The following is a 24,387-nucleotide window of genomic DNA, read 5'->3' as shown; positions in this document are numbered from 1 at the left end:
ATGGCGGACGAAAACATCCAAGACGGCGAGGGTGGCCGGGACGACGGCGGCAGGGGCGGCGACGGGATCAGAACGTTCCCCTTCCCGGTCGATCTCAGCCTCCTCGGAGTCGGCGTGCAGGTCGGGCCCATGGGCGCCGGCCGCACCTGGCACGCCAACGCCCCGCTGCACCGCGTGCACCGCATCGACTTCCACGTCGTCATGCTCTTCACCGGCGGCCCGGTCCGCCACATGATCGACTTCGCCGAGTACGAGGCGTCGGCCGGCGATCTGCTGTGGATCCGTCCCGGACAGGTCCACCGCTTCGCGCCCGAGGGCGAGTACCGCGGAACGGTGCTCACCATGCAGCCCGGCTTCCTGCCCCGCGCCACCGTCGAGGCCACCGGCCTCTACCGCTACGACCTGCCGCCGCTGCTCCGCCCCGACCGGGCGCGGCTCGCCGGACTGACGGCGGCACTCGACCAGTTGCGGCGCGAGTACGAGGACGCGACCACCCTGCCGTTGAGCCTGCACACCGCCGTACTGCGCCACACGCTCTCCGCGTTCCTGCTGCGCCTGGCGCATCTGGCGGCCAGTTCCGCGCGGGAGGGACGGGCGGAGGCGCCGGGGGACAGCACCTTCACCCTCTTCCGGGACGCGGTCGAGCGGGGCTTCGCCACCAATCACAGCGTCAGCGCCTACGCCGACGCGCTCGGTTACTCCCGCCGCACCCTCGTCCGCGCGGTGCGCGCCGCCACCGGCGAGACGCCCAAGGGATTCATCGACAAACGCGTCGTCCTGGAGGCCAAGCGGCTCCTCGCCCACACCGAGATGCCGATCGGCCGGGTGGGCGCGGCGGTCGGCTTCCCGGACGCGGCGAACTTCTCCAAGTTCTTCCAGCAGCACACCGACCAGACACCGGCGGCGTTCCGGGCGGAGCTGCGCTGAGCACGCCGCATGGCGCGACGAAGGGGCTCCACGGCGTGTGGAGTCCCTTCGCCTCTCCTGCGGGGGGTCGGTTGCCGGTCAGCGGCCGAAGCTGAACCAGTTCACGTTGACGAAGTCGGCGGGCTGGCCGCTGCTGAAGGTCAGATAGACGTCGTGCGTGCCCGTCACCGGTGTGATGTTCGCCGGGATCGTGCGCCACGACTGCCAGCCGCCCGTGTTGCCCACGGCGAAGCTGCCGACCGGCGTACTGGTACGGCTGTCCAGGCGCACCTCGACCAGTCCGCTCACCCCGGCCGCCGCACCGCTGGCCACCCGGGCCCTGAACTGGGTCGCCGGGCTCGAACCGAACTTCACGCCCTTGTACTGGACCCAGTCGCCGTTCGCGAGGGCGCCCAGGTTGCTGCCGCCGCCCGAGTCCGAGGTGCCCTCGGTCATCGTGCCGGACTGGGCGTCGTACGACTCGGCCTCCAGGGCGCTGTACGCGTCGCGGTCACCGCCGGTCGGGGGCGGTGTGGTACCGCTCCCACCGGCCGACAGCACCCGGACGTAGTCCACGAGCATGGAGTGGCCGGGCTGGGTGCCGCCGTCCGGGCCGCCGCCGAAGGCGTCCGGGAAGCCGCCGCCCATCGCGACGTTGAGGATGATGAAGTAGCCGTGGTTCGTGGCGTTCGCCCACGTCGTCGCGTCGACCTGGTTCTCGCGGACGGTGTGGAAGTTGTTGCCGTCGACGGAGAAGCGGATCTCCTCGACGCTCGTCGAACGGTCCCACTCCACCCCGTAGGTGTGGAAGCCCGCCTGGCAGCTGGCGCCGGGACACGGGGTGTTGCCGCCGATGCCGCTGGTCTCGTTGCACGGGCCGCCGGGAGAGGTGCCGCAGTGCAGCGTGGACCAGACCGTGTTGAGGCCCTGGGTGTTCTCCATGATGTCGATCTCGCCGACGGCGGGCCAGTTCCAGTAGTTGCCCCGGTAGGGCGCGCCCAGCATCCAGAACGCCGGCCAGTAGCCCTTGGCCGCGGCCCCCGTGACGTTCGGGACCTGGATGCGGGCCTCGACGCGCAGCTTGCCGCCGGCCGGGGGTTCGAAGTCGGCGCGCTTGGTCTCGATGCGGCCCGAGGTCCAGTTGCCGGCACCGTCGCGTCGCGGGGTGATGCGCAGGTTGCCGCTGCCGTCGAGGGAGACGTTGTCCGGGGACGACGTCATCGTCTCGATCTCGCCGGTGCCCCAGTTGGCGGCGCCGCCGGGGTACGAGGTGCCGATGTCGTACTGCCAGTTGCCGGTGTTCACGCCGGAGCCGGCCGCGCCGTCGAAGTCGTCGGCGAAGACCTGGGTCCAGCCGGACGGGGGCGGGGGCACGGCCGCGCCCGCCGACGGACCCGTCACGGCCGTCGCCGCCGCGGCGAGACCGAGCGTGCCGACGACGGCCACCAGCGCCCGGCGCAGCGGCCGGCGTCTGGGCGGGTTGCCGGATGTCTGACTCATGTGGGGGTCGCCTCTCGATGCGGGAGTGGGAAGCGGAACGCCCGAGCGCGCTCCGGGGGAGGAGATCCTGCTTTTGAGAGCGCTCTCAGAATGCGGCCAATGTGCTCCCGGTCGCCTCCGTCGTCAAGAGGTGAAGCCGATAAAGTCCTTGCCGGGCTGGGGAGTTCAGCCCGTGAACGTCGTGAACGTCACGAAAGTGCCGGGCGCGCGCGTGCCTCGGCGCCGGGCGGTCGGGGGAGTTGCCGGCCGAGCCGTCCCGAGGTCGTCGACGCGGGTACGCGTGTTCCATTACGGCCCCGGGGTTCCGTGCACCCCGCGCACGGCGGGGAGGCGCGGGCGAAGCCGCCCCGGTGCGACCGGGCCGTACCTCGGGTCGGGGGCGGAGCGTCGTCCAGCACCTGGACCGGGGCGGCCTCCGGCAGGGCGTCGTCGGAGACCTGACGGCTGCTCACCGATACTCCGGTGTGCCGTACTTCGGCCGGCACCCGGCTCGGCCGCTCCGGGGCGGCGACGGTGTACGGGGTGAACGAGGCGAGTGGGACGGGGCGGTGCGCCTCCTGAATGCCGGTTCGCCGTGCGCGAGCAGGGCGAGCCCGACACCGGTGGTACGCAGGGGGCACCGACGCGGGTGCGCACGCCGACCGGCGACCGCGCCGCCGGCCACTCGATGCAGACGACCTCGTCGCCGTCCCGAACCGCCGGCAGCGCGTTGGCGCGGGTCGCCTCGTACCGGTCCTCCAGGTACGGCAGGGCGACCTGCCGCAGCGCGAGGCCGCGCGGGGCGAGCGCCGCCGTCTCCCACAGCCGCAGGCCCACGGGGCAGACGCCCGACTCGTCCCGCTCCAGGGCGTTCACCAGCCGGTGCGCGGTGGTCAGGCTCGGGCCGGACCGGCGGCCGATGCCCGTCGGGGACAGGGCCGGACGCGCGTGGTCGAGCGCGGTGCGGACGTGGAGCAGCCGGTCGGGGGCGGTCGGGGCCGTCACCGTGCCGAGGGCCGAGGGCAGGGCACCGCACCGGCCCCGGACAGGGGAGGGAAGGTGCACGCGAGCCGGCGCCCGGCCGTGCCATGATCGGCGCCGGACGGAAGTGCGGCCGGTGACGGAAGGGTGCGGACGTGAGGCTGACGATGCTGGGCGGCGGCGGATTCCGCGTGCCGCTCGTGTACGGGGCGCTGCTCGGGGACCGCGCCGAGGGGCGGGTGAACGACGTCGTCCTGCACGACACGGACGCGTCCCGGCTGACGGCGATGGCCCGGGTACTGGCCGAACAGGCGTCCGGCGTACCCGACGCACCGACGGTGACCGCGACGACCGACCTGGACAAGGCGCTGCGCGGCGCCGACTTCGTGTTCTCCGCGATCCGCGTCGGCGGCCTCCAGGGCCGGGCCGACGACGAACGGGTGGCGCTCGCCGAGGGTGTCCTCGGGCAGGAGACGGTCGGCGCGGGCGGAATCGCCTACGGGCTGCGGACCGTCCCGGTCGCCGTCGACATCGCCCGCCGGGTGGCCCGGCTGGCGCCGGACGCCTGGGTCATCAACTTCACCAACCCGGCGGGACTGGTCACCGAGGCCATGTCCAGGCACCTCGGCGACCGGGTCGTCGGCATCTGCGACTCGCCGGTCGGCCTCGGCCGTCGCGTCGCCCGCGTGCTGGGCGCCGACCCGGACCGCGCCTTCGTCGACTACGTCGGCCTCAACCACCTCGGCTGGCTGCGCGGGCTGCGCGTCGACGGACGCGACCAACTCCCGCGACTGCTCGCCGACCCGGAGCTGCTCGGCTCCTTCGAGGAGGGCCGGCTGTTCGGCCCCGAGTGGCTGCGCTCCCTCGGCGCGGTCCCCAACGAGTACCTGCACTACTACTACTTCAACCGGGAGACCGTCCGCGCCTACCAGGAGGCCGGCCTCACCCGCGGCGCGTTCCTGCGCGACCAGCAGGCCCGCTTCTACGACGAGATGCGCCGCGCCGACGCCCCGGCCCTGGCCACCTGGGACCGCACCCGCGCCGAACGCGAGGCCACCTACATGGCCGAGAACCGCGAGACGGCGGGCGCGGGCGAACGCGAGGCCGAGGACCTGTCCGGGGGCTACGAGAAGGTGGCACTGGCACTGATGCGCGCCGTCGCCCGCGACGAGCGCGCCACGTTGATCCTCAACGTCCGCAACGGCGGCACGCTGTCCGTCCTCGACCGCGACGCGGTGATCGAGGTCCCCTGCCTGGTCGACGCGAACGGCGCCCACCCGATGGCCGTCGACCTGCTGCCGGGCCACGCCACCGGCCTGGTCTGCGCGGTCAAGGCCGTCGAGCGCGACGTCCTGACCGCCGCCGAGACCGGCTCCCGCGCGGCCGCGGTACGGGCCTTCGCCCTGCACCCCCTCGTCGACTCGGTCGACGTCGCCCGTCGCCTCGTCGACGGCTACCGGGCGGTGCACCCGGGGCTGTCCTACCTCAGGTGAGCCCCACGGGCGCGGACGTCGGCGCCGCCTGCGCGGTGGCCGCCGGCTGTGCCGGTCCCGTCCCTGCTCCCGGTGCCGGCACCGGAACGGTGGGGAGGTCCGCGCGCTGGTGTGGCACCGACACGGGGCGCAGGGGACGCGGTCCGGACACGACGGCGTAGTCCTGCCCCAGGAACGGCGGCTCCAGCTCGCCCGGGTCGTCCCCGAGGGCCAGCCTGACCGCCGCCCACGGCACGTTCACGCCGCACAGCGCCAGCTGGTGCAGCCCGCCGGCCGGACGGGTGTTGACGTCCATCAGGACCGGGTGGTCGCCGTACATCCGGAACTGCACGTTGGACAGGTGGTGCAGTCCGAACGTCTCGGCGATCCGCCGCGCCGGTGCCAGCCACTGCTCGTGCAGGGTGAACCCGCGGCGGCGGCCGTTCTTGGTGCGGCCCACGGCGAGGCGGACCCGGTTGTCGGTCCCGGTGAGGCAGTCCACCGAGACCTCCGGCTGCTCCAGGCGCGGCATCACCAGCCAGTCGACGGGCTCCTCGGCCGCCCGCAGCGCCTCGACGACCAGGGGCAGCGGCACGGACGGGCTCGGGAAGCCGTTCAGGTGCGAGAGGGAGAAGGGGTCCCGGGTGACCATCCGGAAGCCCACGCCGCCCGCGCCGGACGCCGGCTTGAAGCACGCCCGGTGTCCGCCCGCCTCCAGTTCCTCCACCGCGAGGACCAGCTCCTCGGCCGTGCGGACCCGCCACCAGGGCGGCACCGGCACGCCGACCGCCCGGACCGCCTCGTAGGCGATCACCTTGTCGGAGAACAGGGCCACCGCCTCCGGCGGCGGGGCCAGCAGTGCCGTACCGGCCGCCTCGAACTCGGCGCGGTGCGCCACGACCGCCGCCTGGTGCAGCCGGGGCACGAACACGTCGATGCCGCGCCGCGCGCACTGGTCCAGCGCGTACTCGACGTACCCGGCGGGGGACAGGCCCTCCGGCTCCAGGTCGGCGGTGTCCGCGGCGGCCAGCACGGGGGAGTCCGGGTCGCCGTGCGTGGCATGGATCTCGACGGCCCGGTCGGCGGGATTTCTCCGCAGCTGATCCATGAAGAAGACGTTCTCCGCGTACGTGCGGTTGAGCCAGACGCGTACGGGAGAAGCCATGCAAGCCGCCTTCCAGGGTTCGCGGGCAGGGCGAAGCGGGCCGTGCCCGGCCAGGGGTTTGGAGGGACACCCGACCGCTCTGCGCGAAGAGTGAGGCGTGGCGGTGGTGTTGGGGCGATCATAGGGGTACGCGCGGCCCCGATTGCAACGCGCGTCACACGGATGCCTCGGCCCCGCCGTGCGGCGTCCGCCACGGCCGCCGCGGCGGGCGCCGCCGGGGCGCCTTGTGACCGGGGCGGCGATGTGATCTCGTAGCGTCGAACGCGTGTCCGGGGAGGGGTGGGGGATGACGTCGAGGGCCGGTGCTCCGGGGAAGCTGTGGGCCATCAGTGACCTGCACATCGGTTACGAGGAGAACCGGGCCCTGGTGGAGCGGATGCACCCCGAGTCCGGGGACGACTGGCTCCTGGTGGCCGGCGACGTGGCGGAGACCGTCGCCGACGTCCGCTGGGCGCTCGGAACCCTCGCGGACCGCTTCCGCCGGGTCGTCTGGGTCCCCGGCAACCACGAACTGTGGACGCACCCCAGGGACTCGGTCGCCCTGCGCGGCGTCGCCCGCTACGAACACCTCGTCGAGATGTGCCGCGAGCTGGGCGTGACCACCCCGGAAGACCCCTACCCCGTGTGGGAGGGCGCCGGCGGCCCGGCGGTCGTCGCGCCGCTCTTCCTGCTCTACGACTACTCGTTCCTCCCGCCGGGATGCGCGACCAAGGCCGAGGGCCTGGAGTACGCCCACGGCACCGGGATCGTGTGCAGCGACGAGTACCTGCTGCACCCCGACCCCTACCCCAGCCGCGAGGCCTGGTGCCGGGCGCGGGTCGCCGAGACCGCGCGCAGGCTCGCCGAGATCCCCGCGGACCTGCCCGTGATCCCTGTCAACCACTACCCGCTGGACCGGCACCCCACCGACGTCCTGTGGTACCCGGAGTTCGCCATGTGGTGCGGCACCTCGCTGACCGCGGACTGGCACCGCAGGTTCCGGGTCGACACCATGGTCTACGGGCATCTGCACATCCCGCGCACCACCTGGCACGAGGGGGTCCGCTTCGAGGAGGTGTCGGTGGGCTACCCGCGCGAGTGGCGCAAGCGGCCCGGGCCGCCCGGACGGCTGCGGCCCATCCTGCCGGCGACGGCGGCCCCGGCGTCCGCGGCGCCGTCGCACCCGGAGGTGACCAGGTGATCGAGGAACTGCTGCCCGAGACCGTCGTCGCGGTGGAGGCGCGCGGCCACGACGAGGCCGGGCACTCGCCCCTCTACCCGGAGGAGGAGGCGATCGTCGCGCGGGCGGTCGCCAAGCGGCGCCGGGAGTTCACCGTCGTGCGGTCGTGCGCCCGCCGGGCCATGGAGAAACTCGGTGTGCCCCCGCAGCCGGTGCCGACCGGCGAGCGCGGCGCCCCGCTCTGGCCGGTCGGCCTGGCCGGCAGCATGACCCACTGCGACGGCTACTGCGCCGCCGCCCTGGTCCGCCTGACCGACCTGGCCTCCCTCGGCATCGACGCCGAACCCGACGGGCCGCTCCCGGACGGCGTCCTGGACGCCATCGCCCTGCCCGCCGAGGCGGCCCGGCTGCGGCGACTCGACGAGGCGCGGCCCGGCATCCACTGGGACCGGCTGCTGTTCAGCGCCAAGGAGTCGGTCTACAAGGCCTGGTTCCCCCTCACCGGGCAGTGGCTGGACTTCGCGGAGGCGGACATCGAGATCTGCGTCGACCCGGTCGACCGGCGCCGCGGCACGCTGCACGCCGTCCTGCTGGTGGCGGGACCGACGGTTGACGGCAGGCGCCTGCGTCACTTCACCGGTCGCTGGGTCGCGCGGGACGGCCTGGTCGCCACGGCGATCACGGTCCCGCGCACCTGAACGGCGACCAGGAAGCCCTTTCTTCCCCCCCCCCGGTGCCCTCAGGTGGGCGGGCACCAGTCGCGCAGCAGCCGGAAGAACGCCTCCTCGTTCCCGGTCAGTCCCGCCGCCTCGAGGGCCTGCTCGGCCTCCGCCAGCACGGAGGGCGGGACGACGGGCGGCCGGGGAGGAGCGCCGGTGCCCGCCCGGTCGTCCAGACCGGCCCGCACGGTGTGCAGGAGCCGCAGATAGGCCTGAACGGCGGTGCGTTCGTGGTCGGTCAGTACGGCGGTGGTCATCGGTCGGCTCTCCCCACAACGACGTCAGCGGTCACGCGCCCCCGTACGGCGGCGGCACCCTCCCAGCTTGCCGTGGACCACTGACAATCCCCTCCAGCCGCGCCCCGACGCCGGGGCCGCCCGCACCGATCGGGCCATCGGCCCGGTCAGGCGCGCGACTGACGTACTACTGACCCATGACGGGCGCGCGACGGTTCAGGACAGGCGCAGGGCAGGCTCGCGACAGGCGGGCAACAGGCTCACGACTCCGGTCGCTTCACGCTCTCCAGGAGCATGTCCAGCCACTCGGCGACCTTGTCGCGGTGCTGGTCGGTGGGCAGTTGCGCGGCCCGCCAGGCGATGCCGCGCACGCCGTTGTCCTGGAGCAGCCGCTCCAGCGGGTCGTCGTCGGCGGCGGCTGCCGCCTCCCGCTCCCGGTCGGCGAGCTGCTGAAGCAACTCCTGCTCGGTGCGCTGGAGGGCGCCCGCGAGGGCCTCGGGGTCCTCGGCGGTGAGGAATCCGGCGTGCACCCGGAAGAAACGCTGAATGGCGTCGCAGTGCTCCATGGTGGGGCGCCGGTCGCCGTTGATGAGCGCGCCGGCCTGCTGCCGCGACATGCCCGCGCCGTCGGCTATCTCCTGCTGGGTGTACTTGCGGCCGTTCGGCTTCAGCCGGGTGCGGCGCAGCAGGTCCAGGCGCTGCACGAACCTGGTCTGGACGTCGGGCTCGCCCGCCGGCCGGCCGCCGAGCAGTGCGCCGACGACGGGCTCCGGGACACCGCAGGCGGTGGAGAGCCGGCCCACGTCGAACACCTCGGTGTGCGGCACGCCGAGCCGGTCCGCGAGTGCGCCGACCCGGGCGACGACGGCGGTCAGCGTGGTGACCGGCATGGCGCCCGGACCTTCGAAGCCACCCGTCACCGACAGCTCTCCTACGTCTCTCACAGGCCTCACAGGCTTCTCACAAGCAGTTGCCGTGAACTTCCCGGAGAGTAGCCCGCCGCTCGAACTCACATCCAGGCATCGCCACAACTGTGGCCTATTTCAGCCGTCAACAGGCACGAAATGCCACGATAGTTGACACGCCCGGCGTCGGGGCGCCAGGATGCGGACGCCGCGAGAAGGCCGCATAGGCAAGAGGGGTGACCTCCCGATGGCATTTCAGGCAGGAGGGCAGCGGACGGCGCCGCGGCCCGCCCCCGCGACCCCCGAGGCCCAGGCCTATCTCCAGGACTACGCTGCGCTCCTGGAGGCCGTCCCCTTCCCTTCTCTGGTCGTCGACCACCGCTGGGACGTGGTGCTCGCCAACGGCGCCTTCCGGACACTCTTCCAGGGTGCCGGACCGCATCCGACGGCCATGCCGGACGACAACTTCCTCCGGTTCGTCCTCTTCCACCCGGACGCCTCCACGGTCCTCGGCGAGCACGAGTCGAGCTGGTGCCTGCCCATGCTGGCGCACTTCGCCGCCACCCTGGAGCGGTACGGCCACGACCCCGGCCTGCAGGCCGTGCGCCGCGACATCGCCCAGGACCCGATCATGGAGGCCGCCTACCGCCAGGGCCTGCCGCACTGGATCAGGGCCGTCGGGGACCGTGCCGTCGAACACGACGGTGCCGTACGGCCGCTGCACCACCCCGATCCGCGCCGGGGCACCACCGAGTGCCGGGTCGTGATCGAAACGCCCAGAGCGCTGGAGGAGTTGGGCTACACCCGGCTGACGCTGGTCCTTCGGGAGCCGCGCCGCACCGCGCACCGGTCGCCGCACGCCCGCCGTGCCTCCTCCCACCTGAGGGTCGTACCCGTCACCGAGTGACCGGCGGCCACGGACGGGGCGGAGCGTCCTTTCCGAGCGGCTCCCCGAGCGGCGTGCCCGCCCGGGTGCGCAAGCGGAGCACGGCTCTGCCGGCCACTCCGGTCGAACTGCTCGCGCGGACGAACCGGATGGCGTCCTCCCGGAGCAAGAGAACCGCCGCGTCCCCGACACCGTGACGGGCCCTGTCCTGCGCATCGCGGAGAGTCCGGTTGGCCCGGTCTCCCGACTGCCACCCGACGTGGCCCACCGTATTCGCACGTGGCTGCGCCGCTGATCGTCCGGCGCCTTCGGCGTCCTCTCCCGTGAAGTTACCCGTGCGTTCCGCACGTCGGAGTGATGACAGAGGCAACTGTGCGGCACGGTACGCCGCGTGACAGCGTCGTCTCCGTCAGCCACCGGTGGGAGGGAGAAGGCGTGAACAAGGGTTATGCCGTGTACTGCGACGCGGACCCGTACTTCTACGACGCTCCGTACCGCACGGCTTCCCGGACCGGGGCCTCGGGCTCCCGGTACGCCGCGGCGTCCCGGCCCGTTCCGGAGGGATGGCAGCGCCACGAGAGGGGGGACTGGCTCGCGCTCCGCCCGGTCGACGCCGACCTGCCCGACCAGGGATGGAAGATCCACGTCTCCGCCTGCCTCGACAACGCCGAGTCCGTGCTCGACCGTGTGTGGCGGCACTGCGTCGCGGGCGGCACGGCCTTCAAGTTCGTGCCCGGCCGCTACCTGCTGCACCAGCGCAACGCCAAGTACGCGGACCGGGCCGGCAGCGGCAAGTTCGTCACCGTGTACCCGGCGGACGAGGCGGAGTTCGAACGGCTGGTGGGGGAGCTGTCCGAGCTGCTGGCCGGGGAGTCCGGACCGCACATCCTGAGCGACCTGCGCATCGGCGAAGGGCCCGTGCACGTCCGCTACGGCGGCTTCACCCGGCGCGACTGCTACGACGCGGACGGGGAACTGCGGCCCGCCGTGACCGGCCCCGACGGTGCGCTCGTGCCCGACCTGCGCGGACCGGTCTTCCGCGTCCCGGAATGGGTCGAGCCGCCCGTCTTCCTGCGCCCCCACCTCGACGCCCGCTCAGCGGTGACCGTGACCGGTCTGCCGTACACCGTCGAGTCGGCGCTGCACTTCTCCAACGGCGGCGGCGTCTACCTCGCCCGCGACACCCGCACCGGCGAGCGGGTCGTCCTCAAGGAGGCCCGTCCGCACGCCGGTCTGGCGGCCGACGGCGCCGACGCCGTGACCCGGCTGCACCGCGAACGCCGGGCGCTGGAGCGGCTGTCGGGCCTTGGCTGCACGCCCGAGGTGCTCGGCCACGTCACCGTCGGGGAGCACCACTTCCTGGTCCTGGAGCATATCGACGGCAAGCCGCTCAACACGTTCTTCGCCCGCCGCCATCCGCTCATCGAGGCCGACCCGGGGGAGCGGAGACTGGCCGAGTACACCGCCTGGGCCCTCGACGTCCACGCCCGGGTGGAACGCGCCGTCGAGGACGTGCACGCCCGGGGCGTGGTCTTCAACGACCTGCATCTGTTCAACATCATGATCCGGGACGACGACAGCGTGGCCCTCCTGGACTTCGAGGCCGCCCACCACGTCGACGAAGCCGGCCGGCAGACCGTGGCGAACCCCGGGTTCGTGGCGCCCTCCGACCGTCGGGGCGTGGCGGTGGACCGGTACGCGCTGGCGTGTCTGCGGCTCGCGCTGTTCCTGCCGCTCACCAGTCTGCTGGCGATCGACCGGCACAAGGCGGCGCATCTCGCGGACGTGGTGGCGGAGCAGTTCCCGGTGGACCGGGCCTTCCTGGACGCGGCGGTCGACGAGATCACGCGCGTGGACGGCGGCCCCGAGGCGCGACGGCCCGCCGGGCCCGAAGGGCGACAGCCCGCCGCGCCTGTGGCGCGACCGCCGGCTGGGCCCGCTGCGCGACGGCCTGCCGGGTCCGTGACGCGACCGCCCGCCGCGCCGGTGGTGCCGGTCCGGCCGGACGACTGGCCGCGCGGCCGGGACTCCATGGCCGCGGCGATCCGCGCCTCCGCGACGCCGTCCCGCACGGACCGCCTCTTCCCCGGCGACATCGCGCAGTTCGCCACCGCCGGCGGCGGGCTGGCCTTCGCCCACGGCGCGGCGGGGGTGCTGTACGCCCTGGCCGAGAGCGGCGCGGGACGGGACGAGGAGGGCGAGCAGTGGCTGTTGGAACGCACCAAGGAGCCGCCCTCGGGCATGCCCCTCGGTCTGCACGACGGGCTCGCCGGAATCGCCTGGACGCTGGACCGCCTCGGACACCGCGACCGCGCCGTCGACCTCACCGAACTCCTCCTCGACCAGTCCTTCGACCACCTGGGCCCGGACCTGCACGGCGGCACCGCCGGTCTCGGCCTGGCCCTGGACTCGCTGGCCCGCACCACGGGAGAGACCGCGGCGCACTCGGCGGCCCTGCGCTGTGCCGAGTTGACCGCCTCCGGCGTGCCGGCCGGCCGAGTGGGCCGCGGACGCGCCCGTGCCGGACTGCTCCACGGCGGCGCGGGACGAGCGCTGCTCTTCCTCCGTCTCTTCGAACGCACCCGGGACTCCGCCCTCCTCGACCTCGCCCGAGAGGCGCTGCGCCAGGACCTCTCCTGCTGCGTCCGGGGCGCGGGCGGCGCGCTGCAGGTCGACGAGGGGTGGCGCACCATGCCCTACCTGGGCGCGGGCAGCGTGGGCATCGGCATGGTCCTCGACGACTACCTGGCGCACCGGGCCGACGAGGAGTTCGCACGGGCCGGGGACGAGATCGTCGCAGCGGCCCAGGCGATGTTCTACGCCCAGCCCGGCCTCTACCGCGGCGTGGCCGGGATGGTGCTGTACCTGGGCCGCACCACGGCCACCGCGCCCGGTACCGGCCCGCGGGCTGTGCGGCGCCAACTCGACGCACTGACCTGGCACGCCATGTCCTACCGCGACCGGCTGGCCTTCCCCGGTGAGCAGATGATGCGCCTGTCCATGGACTTGGCCACCGGAACGGCCGGTTGCCTGCTGGCCGTCGCCTCCCTCCTCGGCGACACGGCCGTCGGACTGCCGTTCCTTCCGCCGCCGAGCCACCGGGCGGCGGCCCCCGACTCGGCCCCGACAGGGGTCGTGACACAAGCACACCCGTTGCCGAACGAAAGGAAGACACCATGAACCTGTTCGACCTGCAGTCGATGGAGACCCCCAAGGAAGAGGCCATGGGGGACGTCGAGACCGGTAGCCGCGCGAGCCTCCTGCTCTGCGGCGACAGCAGCCTGAGCGTCACCACCTGTAACTGACACAGGAGTTGACGGCCACGGCGGCGTGGTGAGCCATGTCGTCGGGCGCGGGCGCCCCGGGCTGCGGCCCGGGGCGCCGACGCCTGCCCGCGCGGGACGTACGGAGGTTTTCGCCGGTGCGAACGAGCAGGCCCGGGGCGCGGCAGACACCCGGGATCCGGAACGGGAGACGGCTGGGGAGCCGGAAGGAGAGCCGGGACGGGGAGTGGACCGGGACCGACGGCTCGGGACCCGGGCGCGCGCTGGAAGCGCTGGTGCTGCTGTGCTCGGTCGGAGCGGCCCTGGCGGCCGTGGCCCAGCCCCTCGTGCTCGGCCGCACACTGGATCTGTTGCTGCGCGACGGCGACGCGGGCCGGTGGCTCCCGCTGAGCGCCGGGCTGCTCCTCGGCGAACTGCTGCTGGACAGCGCGACCTCACTGTTCACCGGACGCTGCAACGCCGCATGGACGGCCTCCGTCCGCTCCCGCGCCCTGCGTGGGCTGCTGCGCACCGTGCCCGACCACGCCCGGCCGCACCCGCCGGGGGACGTCGGCACCCGCCTGACCCTCAACGCCACGGACGCGGGCGGCGCCCCGGCGGCCCGGGCGGCGCTGGCCGCCTCACTGATCACCCCACTGGGCGCACTCGTGGCGCTGGCCGTCGTCGACCCGTGGGTGGCGCTCTGCGTGCTGACCGGTCTGCCCGCCCTGGCGCTGGTGCTGCGGTCCTTCGCCCGCGACACGGGCGCCACGGTCGCCGCCTACCAGCGCACCCAGTCCCTGATCGCGTCCCGGCTGCTCGAAGCCCTGGAGGGCACGGCCACGATCGCCGCCGCGGGAACCGCGGACCGCGAACGCGCCCGCGTTCTCGCCCCGTTGCCGGAACTGGCCGCCCAGGGCCGGCACATGTGGGCGCTGCACGGGCGGGCCCTCGGCAGGAGCGGCGTCCTGGTCCCGTCGCTCACGCTGGCCGCCACCGCCGTAGGCGGACTGCGCCTGGCGGCCGACGAACTGAGCGTGGGCGACCTGCTCGCCGTCGGCCGGTACGCCCAGCTGACCGCCGGCGTCGGCGGCGCCGCGTCACTGCTCGGGGCGATCGTACGAGCCCGCCGGGCGCGGCACCGGACCCTGGAGCTGGAACGGATGCCCGCGCAGGCGTACGGGACGCTGCGGCTGCCCCCGGACGGCCCCGGGGAGCTCGAACTGCGCGGGGTGCGCGTGGTGCGCGACGGCAGGCGGGTCCTGGGCGTCGACCGCGTGCGGGTGCCGGGCGGCAGCACCGTCGCGGTGGTCGGCCGCGGCGGAGCGGGCAAGTCGGTCCTCGCGGCCGTGGCCGGGCGGCTGATCGACCCGGACGAGGGTCACGTACTGCTGGACGGTGTCCGGCTCGACCGGTTGACGCGCGGGGCGCTGCGCACCGAGGTGACCTACGCCTTCGAACGTCCCGTACTGGGAGAGGGCACGGTCGCCGAAGCGGTCGCCGACGGGGCGCGGCGGCCGTCGGGGGAGCAGGTGCGGCAGGCGGCCCGTGCGGCGGGCGCCGACGGCTTCGTACGCCGGCTGCCGTGCGGCTACGACACCCCGCTGCCGCAGGCACCCCTTTCGGGCGGGGAGCACCAGCGACTCGGACTGGCCAGGGCGTTCGCGCACGCCGGGCGACTGCTGGTGATGGACGACGCGACGTCCAGTCTGGACACCGCCACGGAGCACCGGGTGGACCTCGCGCTGCGCCGCTCGGTGCGCACCGGGACCAGGCTCGTGGTCGCGCACCGCCCGTCGGTGGCGGACCGGGCGGACCTGGTGCTGTGGCTGGAGGAGGGACACGTGCGCGCCGTCGGCGCGCACCGCGACCTGTGGAACACGGCCGACTACCGCGCGGTCTTCGCCGCCGGCGCGGGGGCCGAGACGCCGGGCGCGGAGGCCGTACGCCGGCCCGAGCCCGAAGAGGCGCGTCCGTGACCTCCATCGGGCACCGCCGTGCACAGGTCCCCGACGACGGGCCTCACGACACCGGGGCGGGTGCGCTGCGCCGCCTCGCGCCGCCCGCGCGTCGCTTCCTGGCCCACCGCAAGGGCGTGCTGGTGCGGCTCGCGCTCTGGTCGCTGGCCGAGTCCGGGCAGGCGTTCCTGGTGGGCCACGCGGTCGCCCGCTCCGTCGACGCCGGATTCCTCGCCGGTGATCCACGCCGGGGGTTGCTGTGGCTCGCGCTCGCCCTGGTCGCCGTACTGTGCGGCGCCCCGGTCGTCCGGGGCGTGTTCGCCCAGCTCTCCGGGCTGACGGAGCCGTTGCGCGACGCTCTGGTGCGCCGCGCGGTCGACCGTTCCCTGGCACGAGCGGCCCCGGGCGGGCCGGGCGGGCCCGGCGGGACCGACCGGGCGGCCGTCTCGCGGCTGACGAACCAGGTGGAGATCGCCCGGGACAGCTTCGCCGGTCTCGTCCTCACCCTGCGCTCCTTCGTCTTCACCGCCGTCGGCGCACTGCTCGGCCTGCTGTCCCTGCACGCGGCCCTGCTCGTCGTGGTCCTGCCCCCGCTGGCGGCCGGTCTCGCGCTGTTCCTCGTCACGCTGCGGCCCATGGCGGCCGCCCAACGCCGTTCCCTGGCGGCCGACGAGGCACTGGGCGACCACGCGGCGCGCTCGCGTGCGGCGTTGCGGGACCTCGCCGCGTGCGGGACCGGGCCCGCGGCGGAGCGGCGTGGCGCGGACCTGGTCGCGGACGCGGCGGCCCAGGCCCGGACGCTGGCCGGATGGTCGGCGGTGCGCACGGCGGCGCTCGGTGTCGCGGGCCACCTGCCCGTGCTCGCGCTGCTGGCGGCGGTGCCGTGGCTGCGCGGGCGAGGGGTGAGCACGGGCGCGCTGCTGGGCGCGTTCACCTACCTCGTCCAGTCCCTCCTGCCCGCCCTGCACACGCTGATGACCGCGCTGGGCGCGGCCGGGGCCCGGCTGCTGGTCGTCCTCGACCGGATCCTGGGCCCCGAACCGGTCGCCACGAGTCCACTGGCGGAGGGCGCCGGGGCGAGCACTTCCGGTGGCCACGGCCGGGGCGGACGGCACGGCACCGGTGTCCGGACACCGGCCGACGGCGGGCTCCCGGCGCCGCGGGCAGCGGTCCCGGCGGTGGAACTGCGTTCCGTATGCCTGTCCTACGGTGCCCGTGCCGAGCCCGTACTCGACTCCCTCGACCTGCGCGTCGCCCCCGGTGAACACCTCGCCGTCGTCGGGCCGAGCGGCATCGGCAAGTCGACCCTCACCAGACTCGTCGCGGGGACCCTCGCGCCGAGCCACGGCGAGGTGCGCGTGGCCGGCAGGGCGGTGACCGGGCGCCCCGCCGCCGAACTGGCCGCCCTGCGGGTGCTGGTCCCCCAGGAGGCCTACGTGTTCTCCGGCACCGTGGCCGACAACCTCGCCTACCTGAACACGGACGTACGCCGGTCGGAACTCGACGCGGCGGTACGGGCGTTCGGCCTCGGCCCGCTGGTCGAGCGCCTGGGCGGACCGGACGGCCCGGTGCGGCCCGCCGATCTCTCACCCGGGGAGCGGCAGCTGATCGCGCTGGTCCGCGCGTACCTGTCGCCCGCCCCCCTGCTGCTGCTCGACGAGGCCACCTGCCATCTCGACCCCGCGTCCGAGGCCCGCGCGGAGGAGGTCCTCGCGGCACGGCCCGGAACACTGCTCGTGGTGGCGCACCGCCTGTCCTCGGCGGTCCGCGCCGACCGCACCCTGGTGCTGGACGGCGAGCGGGCACTGTGCGGCACCCACGGCGAGCTGCTGGCCCGCTCGCCCCTCTACCGGGACCTGACGGGCCACTGGCACGCGTGACCGCCGCGGCGGCCGGGTCCGCCGCCCGCCGTCCCGGCGCACCGCGGACCCGGAGCCGGTCTCGTCAGGTCCAGCCGGCGCTCTGGACGATGCGGATCGCGTCGACCCGGTTGCGTGCGCCCACCTTCCGGACCGCGGTGGCCATGTAGTTGCGGACCGTCCCCCGGGACAGGTGGAGCCGCGCCGCGATCTCGGCGATCGACGACCCCTGGGAAGCCAGGGCCAGCACGCCCAGTTCCCTCGTGGTCAGCGGCATCTCCGCACCCTTCAGCAGGGCTACGGTGAGCGTCTCGTCCAGAAAACGCTCGCCCTTGGCCACCGTGTGCACCGCCGCGATCAGCCGATGGGCCGGGGCGTTCTTGTCGACCAGCCCGAGGGCGCCCGCGTCGAACGCCCGGCGCAGCACTCCGGGCCGCTTGGCGGTGGTCAGGACGACGAGCCGGTCTCCGTACCGGGCCCGCAGGAGCGCGGCGCGTCCGTCGTCCGGTCCCGTCAGGCACTCCCCGTCCACGACACAGGCGTCGGCCGGCAACGCCTCACGTTCCGCTCCCTCGGCATCGGGACACTGCGGGGACACGTCCAGCGTGTCGTCCGATCTGAGCAGTTGCACCAGCGCCGACCGCAGCAGCTTCTCGTCGTGGACCACGACAATGCGAACCATCTCCCCCACCTCTTGTCAGCGGCGGTCCCCTTCGGACCGCCGGGCTCTCCGCGCGCCCCCCGCGCCACCGGCCATGTGCCCCCAACCGGGCCGGCGGAACACGAGGCGTACGCGCGTGCGAACCGCATCGGAGTCAATTCGCCGTCGTCAGGGCCCCGCCGGGGGACGCACGGGACGTGCGTCCGGGCGAAGAAGGGCGGATAACACACCAATCCGCTGACGGCGCCGGTCCGTGCGGATTCCGGCGCGGGACGGCCGTCCCGGCGTTCCGGACCCAGGCATCCAGGCCAAGGCGGGTCCCGTACCGCAAAACCGGGCGCGTCCGCCGGACCGGCCCGAACGGACCCGGGTACGACCGCCGCCGGGTCCGGCCGGAAAACGCCGCTGCCCAATCTGGCGCGAAAGGCACCGCACCGAGAAGGGCACCGCACCGGTCGGCGCCCGGCACTGTCGGTGGGTGCCCCTAGTCTTTGGCCAACGCACAGCGGAGCGTGCCAACTCGGGGCGTTCCGCATACTGCGCCGTTGTTGCTGGTGGTGGGGAGAGGCGAAGCACTGATGGGTTGGCTGGCAGCGGGCGACACCTACGAAGTCGCTCTGGTGGAGGGCCGGGTGGTGGCGCGGACCGCGTCGCCGGAGTCCCCGGCGGAGGGGAAACCGGAGCGAACCCTGCCCGCGGAGATACGGGACCGTCCCGAGGTGATCGAACTCCAGCGCTTCGCCGAGTGGCTGGACCGCCACGCCGCCGAGTGCGCGGCACAGGTGGACAACTGGATGGTGTCCTCGCTGCCGGTGCCGACCGGACTGCTGGTGCGGGTCTGGCCGGACGAGGCATGGCAGGAGGCACTGCGCGACATCGTCGTGGTCGGTGCGGGCCCCGACGAGGTCGGCTTCCTGCGCGACGCCGACGAGAGGGACGGACTGCGGGTGGTGAACCCGGACGGCGAGACGGTCCGCCTGACCGCCCCCACGGTGACCATGCCGCACCCGGTCCTCCTGCCCGGCCTGGAGCAACTGCGCACCTTCGCCGCCGAGTCGGGCATCAGCCAGGGCGTCGAGCAGATCCACCGCGCCACCTGGCCGAAGCCCGACGGCGCCGACGGCAGCGCCGACCGGATCACCGAGTTCGCGGGCGCCGAGTACCGCTCGTGGTTCCACCTCTCCGCCCGGGCCACCTCCCTCGGCTACCGGATCTCCGGCAGCAGCGTCGTCGGCAGCGTCCGGGACGCCGGACGCATCGTGACCGCCTCCGTCGGCATGAGCGACCCCTACACCGAGGAGAAGGCATGGACCGGCACCCTGACCTGGCACCACGAGGACGCGTACGGCAGCCTCCCGCTGAGCGAGGTCGGCCCTGTCGCCTGGTCGGAGGGCATGCGCATGGCCGCGGCCCTGCACGCCGGCCGCACCGTCCCCACGGACGACGCCCGGTGAACGGCCCAGCCGCACGCACACCCACGAAAGGCACGCGATCATGAGCGACGGCACGACCCCGGACGGGGCGAGCGCGGAGATCGAGGAGCTGCTGCGCGCCGGTGCGGTACTGCCGCCGGGCACCACCGGGGGAGGCGACCGCGCCGTGCCCGTGTACACCCGCGCCTACCGGCATCCGGGCCTGGACGGCCGGATCGTCGTACGCCTGACACCTGCGGACCCGGCCGCCGCGGAGCCCGCCGGGGACAGCGGGGGCGGCTTCCTCGGACTGCGGCCCGTGGGCGAGCCGGTCGAGGTCGGTGTCGGACAGCACCGGGCCATGGGCTTCCCCGAATGGGTGCTGGTCCGCCACCCCTCCGACGGCCACCTCGCGATGTCACTGGTCGAGGAGATGAACAAGGTCGCGCGGACGGTGCGCTCCCGGGCGAAGAAGGCCCGCGCCGCCTACGAGTCGATCGGCGAGCGCCTCGCGGACTTCGTGCCGCACTTCCTGCCCACCTTCTACGAGGAGGCCGGCCGGGCGTTCCTGGCCGCCGGCGAGAAGGCGTACGCCTCCCAGATGTTCGTCAACGCGCGCAAGGCCGAGACGGCCCACGCCCTGCCGTTCGACGAGGCCCGCATGGACGGCGTGTTCCTGGAGTTCGCCCTCGCCGACGCCATGCCGACCAAGGTGCTCTCCAGTTACGCCAAGGGCCTGTCGTCCCGGGTGCCGGCCGCCACCGCCTTCCGGCACCTGCGTGCGCTCTTCGTCCGGCTCGCCGCACACGGCGTGGCGCCGTCGAGCCCCGGCGCGGGCGACCTGCGCAGGCTGGCCAAGGCCGTCGCGGGCAGGAACGCGCTCGCCGAGGAGATGGCCTACCTGCGCGAAGTGCTGCCCCTGCCCGGCACCCTCAAGGCACCGCCCGGCTGGTGGAAGGCCCACCGGACCGCCCTGCTGGAACTGACCCGGCGCGAACCCGCCGTCCGCGGCACCCTGCTGGGGATGCTGCCCGCCGGGTGGGAGCGCAACGACCTGCCCCAGTGGCTGGCCCTGCTGGAGGACTCCGGGGCGAGCGCGGGACTGTGCGACGCCACGCTGCCCGCCGAGGTCCGTTCCCCCGACGGGGCGGTCGGATGGGCGCGTAGGTTCTTCGCGCTGTGCGGGACCGACGGGCATCTCGCGGCCCCGCCGGAGCTGTACCCCCTCGTCGACCGCATGGCCGGCGTCCTGCGCGCCGAACTCCTCGCCCGGCAGGACGCCTTCCAGCCCCCGGTCGGCGACGTGAACCTGCTCGACCAGCTGCTGGCCCTGGACATACCGGTGGCCGCACCCGACGACGGCCTGCGGCTCGCCCTGAGCACCTGGGCCGCCTGCGCGTACCGGCGGGACCTCCTCGCACTGGCCGCCGACGACCGGTTCCACCCGGCGTTCCGGCACGGCTGCCCCGACGGCCCCTGGGGCAACAGCGAGGAGACCGTCGTCAACCTGGCCGGGTCCCCCGGCGGCCGGCTGATGCTCGCCCCCTGGGTGGCGCAGACCAGCCGGAGGTACCTCACCAGCGAACTGCCCGAATTCTCCGGCTACTCCGGAGCCCTGCGCACGCTCTCCTGGCTGCCGGGAGAGGTACTGGCCGTCGCCGCCGACGAGGTACAGGAAGCCCTCGCCACCGGCATCGCACCCGCACTGGCCCGCACCCTGCGCACCGGCGTCCTCGACGAGCTGGGCTGGCCCGCCTGGGACGAGGCCCTGCGGTCCGCCGCCGCGCGGGGCAAGCACCGGGACATCAGGGTCATCGACGGCTGGCCGTACCTCATCGTCATGTCCGGGGAGGAGGTACGGGTGATCGGGGCGGAGGGCACGGTCCTCGTCTGCGAGCCGCGCCTGCCGGACGGCGGCACCCGGCTCTGGTCGTACACCTGCCAGTACGTCGACGGCGCGCTGTTCGTCTGGTGGTACTCGTACGCCGACTCCACCGGCCAGGGGTACTGGCACGACGCCACCGACGCGCCGCACATGACGGTCGAGGGCGACCTCCACACCTGGTGGCCGAGCGAGACGGACGGGAGCGGAGGAGTCGACGGAGGCATGGCCCCCGCGTCCCTGCCGCTGCCCGGAGGAGGCCGGACCACCGGTCGCGGCGTACTGCGCCGCGGGGACGCCGTGGTACCCGCCAAGGGACGGGTGATCGGCGACGGCACGTCGTACTGGGTGTGGGCCGAGCAGGACGGCGGGGACGGCGGGTACACCTGGCACGCGTACGACCCGCTCGCCGACACGCCGGGCGAGCCCGGCGCCCCGCAGTGGATCGACGGCGCCCTGCGCACCGCTCCGGAGGGGAGCACCCTGCGCAACGCCTGGCTGCTGCCGGACCCCGCCGCCGCACCGGGCCCGATGTGCGCGCCGGTGGACGGGGTACTCGGCTGGCGCGTCGTGGCGCTCCCCGACGGCTCGCGCCGGGGCGAGGACCTGGCCGGCCGCTCGGTCGTCGTGCCGCCCGAGGTGGACGCGGACCCGGAGCACGTGCTGGTGTTCCCCGGCACCGACCGGCCGCTGGCCGTGGTCCACGGGTACTCCACGGTCCAGCTGCGCGACGCCGAGGGCACCCTGGTCGCCGAGAGCGCGCACGGCTACAAGGCCGGCCCCTTGACCGCCGGGACGCCCCTGCTTCCGCACCTGCGCTACTGGCACCGTCTCCAGCCGCGCGACCCGCAGGGATCGGCCGCGCTCCGCCGGGTCGGCGAGGACACCGCGGCGGCACTCCTGGCGGGAGCCGTGGCGGCACCGGTGGCGGAGACGGACGACGAGGCGGAGCGAGAGCGGGCGGAGACGGAAGCCCGGGACGTGGTGACCGGCCTGGTCCGCACGCTCCTGCCGGACGTCGGCCACGAGGCGCTGCGCGCGGGCATCACCGGTGTGGTGCGGTACGCCGCCGAGCAGCAGCGCATCCTGGACGGCGCACTCGCGCGACTGGACGCGGTGGTCCACGGCGCCGGCCGGCAAGAACCGCGGCCCGCACTCGGCGACCGCCTGCTCGCCTCCGCGCTGAACGGCGTCGGACTGACCGAACGCGACGAGCGCTGGTACTACGACTTCCACCACAACCTCTTCGGGCTGCCGCAACTCCTCGCCCGGTCGATGCAGGGCCTGGCCGAGCCGCATCCCGCGGGCATCCTGCACCTGTCGCTCCCCGAGCGGGGGCCGTTGGAGCACCTGAACGCGGTGGCCCTGCCCGAACTCCCCGCCGTACTGGCGCTGAGGGCGGCTTCGGAAGCCACCGTGGAGGAGCACCGGCGGGCCCTGGACGTCTTCCTCGGCGAACTGGACGCCCAGGGACTGACGGAGCCGGACCCCGCCCACTGGCGCCGGGTCCACCTGGCCTTCGACCCCGGCACGTTCGACGGGCCGGGCGCCACGCACGGATTCACCAGGGGGACCCTGCTCGACCTGGGCGGCGGCGCGTTCCTCGTCTTCCCCGACGGCTGGTACGAGTTCGTCCGCGAGTACGGCGACTACGAGATCAAGGGCAAGCACTACGGCGCGGTGTACCACGACCCGTCCGGCCGCTTCGAGACCCCGGCGCCCTATACGCCGGTGTCCGAGGAGCCGTTCGTGCCGGAGCCCACCCGGGCTCCCGGCTGGGTCGCCGCCTTCCGCGCCGAACTGGCCGAGCGCGGCCCGGCGCCCTGGCACCCGGCGGCGGCAGAGGAGTTCGCCCGGCTCACCGGCGTCACCCCGACCACGGCCCGGCTGGTGCTGGCCGGAATGCCGCAGATCGACGACAGGCGCCAGGCTGTGCCCTCCGCGACCCTGAAGGTCGTCGGCGTGAAGGCGGCCGACGCCCGCGTGTCCAAGGACGAGCTGAGGTCCCTCGACATGGGCGCCCTGCGGGCCGTCGTCGCGGCACTGCTGCCCGCCGAACCGTCCCGGCTGTGGACCCACGGCCCCGACGCGGCCCGCGCCGCCGAGGTCTGGAACGAGCGACTGGGCCGGCGCACCCCGCTGCCCGAAGACGTGCTGCACGACGCCGTCCGCACCGTCGAGCCCGTGGGCTGGGCCCCCGCCGACGCCCTGCGGGGCTTCGCCGACCTGGCCGGCGAGCCCCGGCTGACGACGGACCTGACCTGGAGCTTCGGCCGCTACTGCCTCGAGACCGCCGAGACGGCGCCCCGCTTCGACGGCACGGTCCTCAACGGAGCGGTGGCCATGGCCGCGTGGCTCGCCCACCGGCTCCCGTCCGGCGACCCGCTGCGCGCCGTCCTGCCCGGCGTCCTGACCGCGCTGCGCGAGCGCCTGGCCCATCCCGGACTGCTGCTCGCCCTCGACCGGCGAGGCGTCGACTGGGAGGCGTTCCGGCGGGCCGCCGGAGACCCGACGGAGACCGGTGACGGCTTCGAGCGCTACGGCGCGGTGGCGCTGGGCACCGAGGGCCCCGAACCCCTCGCCGCCATCCGGCCGGCGTTGCTGGACGCGGCCGGCCACGATCCCCACCTGACGGCCCTGTTCACCGGAGAGCGGCCGAACGCCCAGGAGACCGCGCTCCGTCTGGTCCACGACCGGGCGTTCGCCGAACTGCTCGCCGATCCGGGGAACCCGATGGCCGGCGAGCGCGACGCCGACGGGCTGTGGTGCCCCCAGGACCCCGCCCGCTCCGTGCCCGACCTGGTCGGCGAGGCGGCCGAGCGGTACGGCATCGGCGAGGACGCCGCCGTGCTGTACCTGATGCTGCTCGCCATGCCGGACCCCACCGACCGCAACACCGCCCGCTGGACCGGCTGGGGCGGACAGCGCGGCGGCACCGCCCGGCTGCGTGCCGCCCGCGCCGAACTCGCCGCCACCGACCTCGTGGTCGAGGGCAGCCGCTCCAAGGCCGGACGCACGCTGTTCCTCCCCGGCGGCTGGACCCAGCTGCCGAACCCGCACCTTCCGTTGGAGCGGTGGAAGCTGCCGCTGTACGACCTCGTCGAGGACGAGGCGCCCGTCCTGGGCGTCGTCGTGCCCACCCGGCCCGTCGCCGCGCTCTACCGCGAGGCCTGGCAGCGCGTCCAGGACGGTCACGGGCCGCGCCTGGAGGAACCGGAGGTGCCGCGAGCGCGAAAGCGCCGCCGCTGACGTAAGAGAGCGGAGGGGACGGGCGTCTCGTACGACCGTCCCCGCCCGCCTCCTCCACTCCACTGTCCGAACACACACCTGGACTGATGACCGCGCGGGAAGCCACCGTTGCCCGGCCGGCCGCACCAGCGGCCCGCACACAGCCCCGCCTGATCGGCGTACGCCACGGCCGGCTTACCTCGCCGGAACGGAAGC

16 protein-coding genes and 1 pseudogene are annotated in these 24,387 nt (G+C 74.3%); 11 read left to right on the top strand and 6 right to left on the bottom strand.

Annotation, left to right across the window (positions count from 1 at the left end; genetic code table 11):
* Positions 1–927 carry an AraC family transcriptional regulator gene (locus ACIQFU_RS32750; protein ID WP_402556445.1) on the top strand — a complete coding sequence of 309 codons (927 nt, stop codon included), beginning with the start codon at positions 1–3 and terminating at the stop codon, positions 925–927.
* A 78-nt stretch (positions 928–1,005) separates the two neighbouring features.
* Here the strand turns inward: ACIQFU_RS32750 and ACIQFU_RS32745 are convergent, their stop codons facing one another.
* On the bottom strand, positions 1,006–2,406 hold the full coding sequence (locus ACIQFU_RS32745; RefSeq protein ID WP_402556443.1) for a glycoside hydrolase family 16 protein: 1,401 nt from the start codon (positions 2,404–2,406) through the stop codon (positions 1,006–1,008).
* A gap of 188 nt (positions 2,407–2,594) precedes the next feature.
* Positions 2,595–3,390 (bottom strand): annotated as a pseudogene (locus ACIQFU_RS32740) (IclR family transcriptional regulator).
* Positions 3,391–3,521: 131 nt separating this feature from the next.
* Here ACIQFU_RS32740 and ACIQFU_RS32735 point away from each other — a divergent pair.
* On the top strand, positions 3,522–4,859 hold the full coding sequence (locus tag ACIQFU_RS32735; protein WP_402556441.1) for a 6-phospho-beta-glucosidase: 1,338 nt from the start codon (positions 3,522–3,524) through the stop codon (positions 4,857–4,859).
* On the opposite strand, the gene ACIQFU_RS32730 is transcribed toward ACIQFU_RS32735, so the two are convergent.
* Positions 4,852–6,003, bottom strand: a complete 1,152-nt coding sequence (locus tag ACIQFU_RS32730) for an ATP-grasp domain-containing protein (protein ID WP_402556439.1) — start codon at positions 6,001–6,003, stop codon at positions 4,852–4,854. The genes ACIQFU_RS32735 and ACIQFU_RS32730 overlap by 8 nt on opposite strands.
* Positions 6,004–6,289: 286 nt before the next feature.
* Between ACIQFU_RS32730 and ACIQFU_RS32725 the strand changes: the two genes are divergently transcribed.
* Positions 6,290–7,183, top strand: a complete 894-nt coding sequence (locus tag ACIQFU_RS32725; RefSeq protein WP_402556437.1) for a metallophosphoesterase family protein — start codon at positions 6,290–6,292, stop codon at positions 7,181–7,183.
* A complete protein-coding gene (locus ACIQFU_RS32720; RefSeq protein WP_402556435.1) occupies positions 7,180–7,860 on the top strand; it encodes a 4'-phosphopantetheinyl transferase in 681 nt (226 codons plus the stop codon). The genes ACIQFU_RS32725 and ACIQFU_RS32720 overlap by 4 nt, the downstream gene beginning before the upstream one ends.
* A gap of 41 nt (positions 7,861–7,901) precedes the next feature.
* Here the strand turns inward: ACIQFU_RS32720 and ACIQFU_RS32715 are convergent, their stop codons facing one another.
* Together ACIQFU_RS32715 and ACIQFU_RS32710 are read right to left on the bottom strand one after the other, a co-directional pair.
* Positions 7,902–8,138: a hypothetical protein gene (locus ACIQFU_RS32715; RefSeq protein ID WP_402556434.1), complete on the bottom strand. Its 237-nt coding sequence runs from the start codon at positions 8,136–8,138 to the stop codon at positions 7,902–7,904.
* Between the two features lie 239 nt (positions 8,139–8,377).
* Entirely contained in the window at positions 8,378–9,037 is a 660-nt protein-coding gene (locus tag ACIQFU_RS32710) for a helix-turn-helix domain-containing protein (protein WP_402556461.1), read from the bottom strand.
* A 232-nt stretch (positions 9,038–9,269) separates the two neighbouring features.
* Here ACIQFU_RS32710 and ACIQFU_RS32705 point away from each other — a divergent pair, with 232 nt between their 5' ends.
* The 5 genes from ACIQFU_RS32705 to ACIQFU_RS32685 all read left to right on the top strand — a co-directional run bounded on the left by ACIQFU_RS32705 (position 9,270) and on the right by ACIQFU_RS32685 (position 17,009).
* Positions 9,270–9,929 (top strand): hypothetical protein, encoded by a 660-nt coding sequence (locus tag ACIQFU_RS32705; RefSeq protein ID WP_402556432.1) that lies wholly within the window; start codon positions 9,270–9,272, stop codon positions 9,927–9,929.
* A 414-nt stretch (positions 9,930–10,343) separates the two neighbouring features.
* Entirely contained in the window at positions 10,344–13,088 is a 2,745-nt protein-coding gene (gene lanKC / locus ACIQFU_RS32700; protein ID WP_402556431.1) for a class III lanthionine synthetase LanKC, read from the top strand.
* Positions 13,085–13,213, top strand: coding sequence for a SapB/AmfS family lanthipeptide (locus tag ACIQFU_RS32695; protein ID WP_006130296.1), 129 nt, complete (start codon positions 13,085–13,087; stop codon positions 13,211–13,213). The genes lanKC and ACIQFU_RS32695 overlap by 4 nt, the downstream gene beginning before the upstream one ends.
* Positions 13,214–13,248: 35 nt before the next feature.
* A complete protein-coding gene (locus ACIQFU_RS32690) occupies positions 13,249–15,150 on the top strand; it encodes an ATP-binding cassette domain-containing protein (protein ID WP_402556429.1) in 1,902 nt (633 codons plus the stop codon).
* Positions 15,147–17,009, top strand: a complete 1,863-nt coding sequence (locus ACIQFU_RS32685) for an ATP-binding cassette domain-containing protein (RefSeq protein WP_402556427.1) — start codon at positions 15,147–15,149, stop codon at positions 17,007–17,009. Before ACIQFU_RS32690 ends, ACIQFU_RS32685 begins: the two co-directional genes overlap by 4 nt.
* A gap of 64 nt (positions 17,010–17,073) precedes the next feature.
* Here ACIQFU_RS32685 and ACIQFU_RS32680 read toward each other — a convergent pair whose 3' ends face one another.
* The gene (locus ACIQFU_RS32680; protein WP_402556426.1) at positions 17,074–17,679 is read right to left on the bottom strand and encodes a LuxR C-terminal-related transcriptional regulator; all 606 of its coding nucleotides are present in this window, start codon (positions 17,677–17,679) and stop codon (positions 17,074–17,076) included.
* A gap of 548 nt (positions 17,680–18,227) precedes the next feature.
* Here ACIQFU_RS32680 and ACIQFU_RS32675 point away from each other — a divergent pair.
* Positions 18,228–19,103, top strand: coding sequence for a DUF4132 domain-containing protein (locus ACIQFU_RS32675; protein WP_402556424.1), 876 nt, complete (start codon positions 18,228–18,230; stop codon positions 19,101–19,103).
* A 40-nt stretch (positions 19,104–19,143) separates the two neighbouring features.
* On the top strand, positions 19,144–24,192 hold the full coding sequence (locus ACIQFU_RS32670; protein ID WP_402556423.1) for a DNA-binding protein: 5,049 nt from the start codon (positions 19,144–19,146) through the stop codon (positions 24,190–24,192).
* Positions 24,193–24,387: the final 195 nt, after the last annotated feature.

The sequence above is a fragment of the Streptomyces sp. NPDC093065 genome (assembly GCF_044754585.1).
In the GTDB taxonomy this organism is placed as follows: Bacteria; Actinomycetota; Actinomycetes; order Streptomycetales; family Streptomycetaceae; genus Streptomyces.
This window is presented reverse-complemented; position numbering and strand designations above follow the sequence as displayed.

Bases quoted from the DNA above. Each gene is read 5' to 3' on its own strand.
- ACIQFU_RS32675 (WP_402556424.1), top strand. From the start codon at position 18,228: ATGGGTTGGCTGGCAGCGGGCGACACCTACGAAGTCGCTCTGGTGGAG.
- ACIQFU_RS32690 (WP_402556429.1), top strand. From the start codon at position 13,249: ATGTCGTCGGGCGCGGGCGCCCCGGGCTGCGGCCCGGGGCGCCGACGC.
- ACIQFU_RS32730 (WP_402556439.1), bottom strand. From the start codon at position 6,003: ATGGCTTCTCCCGTACGCGTCTGGCTCAACCGCACGTACGCGGAGAAC.
- ACIQFU_RS32695 (WP_006130296.1), top strand. From the start codon at position 13,085: ATGAACCTGTTCGACCTGCAGTCGATGGAGACCCCCAAGGAAGAGGCC.
- ACIQFU_RS32745 (WP_402556443.1), bottom strand. From the start codon at position 2,406: ATGAGTCAGACATCCGGCAACCCGCCCAGACGCCGGCCGCTGCGCCGG.
- ACIQFU_RS32705 (WP_402556432.1), top strand. From the start codon at position 9,270: ATGGCATTTCAGGCAGGAGGGCAGCGGACGGCGCCGCGGCCCGCCCCC.
- ACIQFU_RS32715 (WP_402556434.1), bottom strand. From the start codon at position 8,138: ATGACCACCGCCGTACTGACCGACCACGAACGCACCGCCGTTCAGGCC.
- ACIQFU_RS32670 (WP_402556423.1), top strand. From the start codon at position 19,144: ATGAGCGACGGCACGACCCCGGACGGGGCGAGCGCGGAGATCGAGGAG.
- ACIQFU_RS32725 (WP_402556437.1), top strand. From the start codon at position 6,290: ATGACGTCGAGGGCCGGTGCTCCGGGGAAGCTGTGGGCCATCAGTGAC.
- ACIQFU_RS32750 (WP_402556445.1), top strand. From the start codon at position 1: ATGGCGGACGAAAACATCCAAGACGGCGAGGGTGGCCGGGACGACGGC.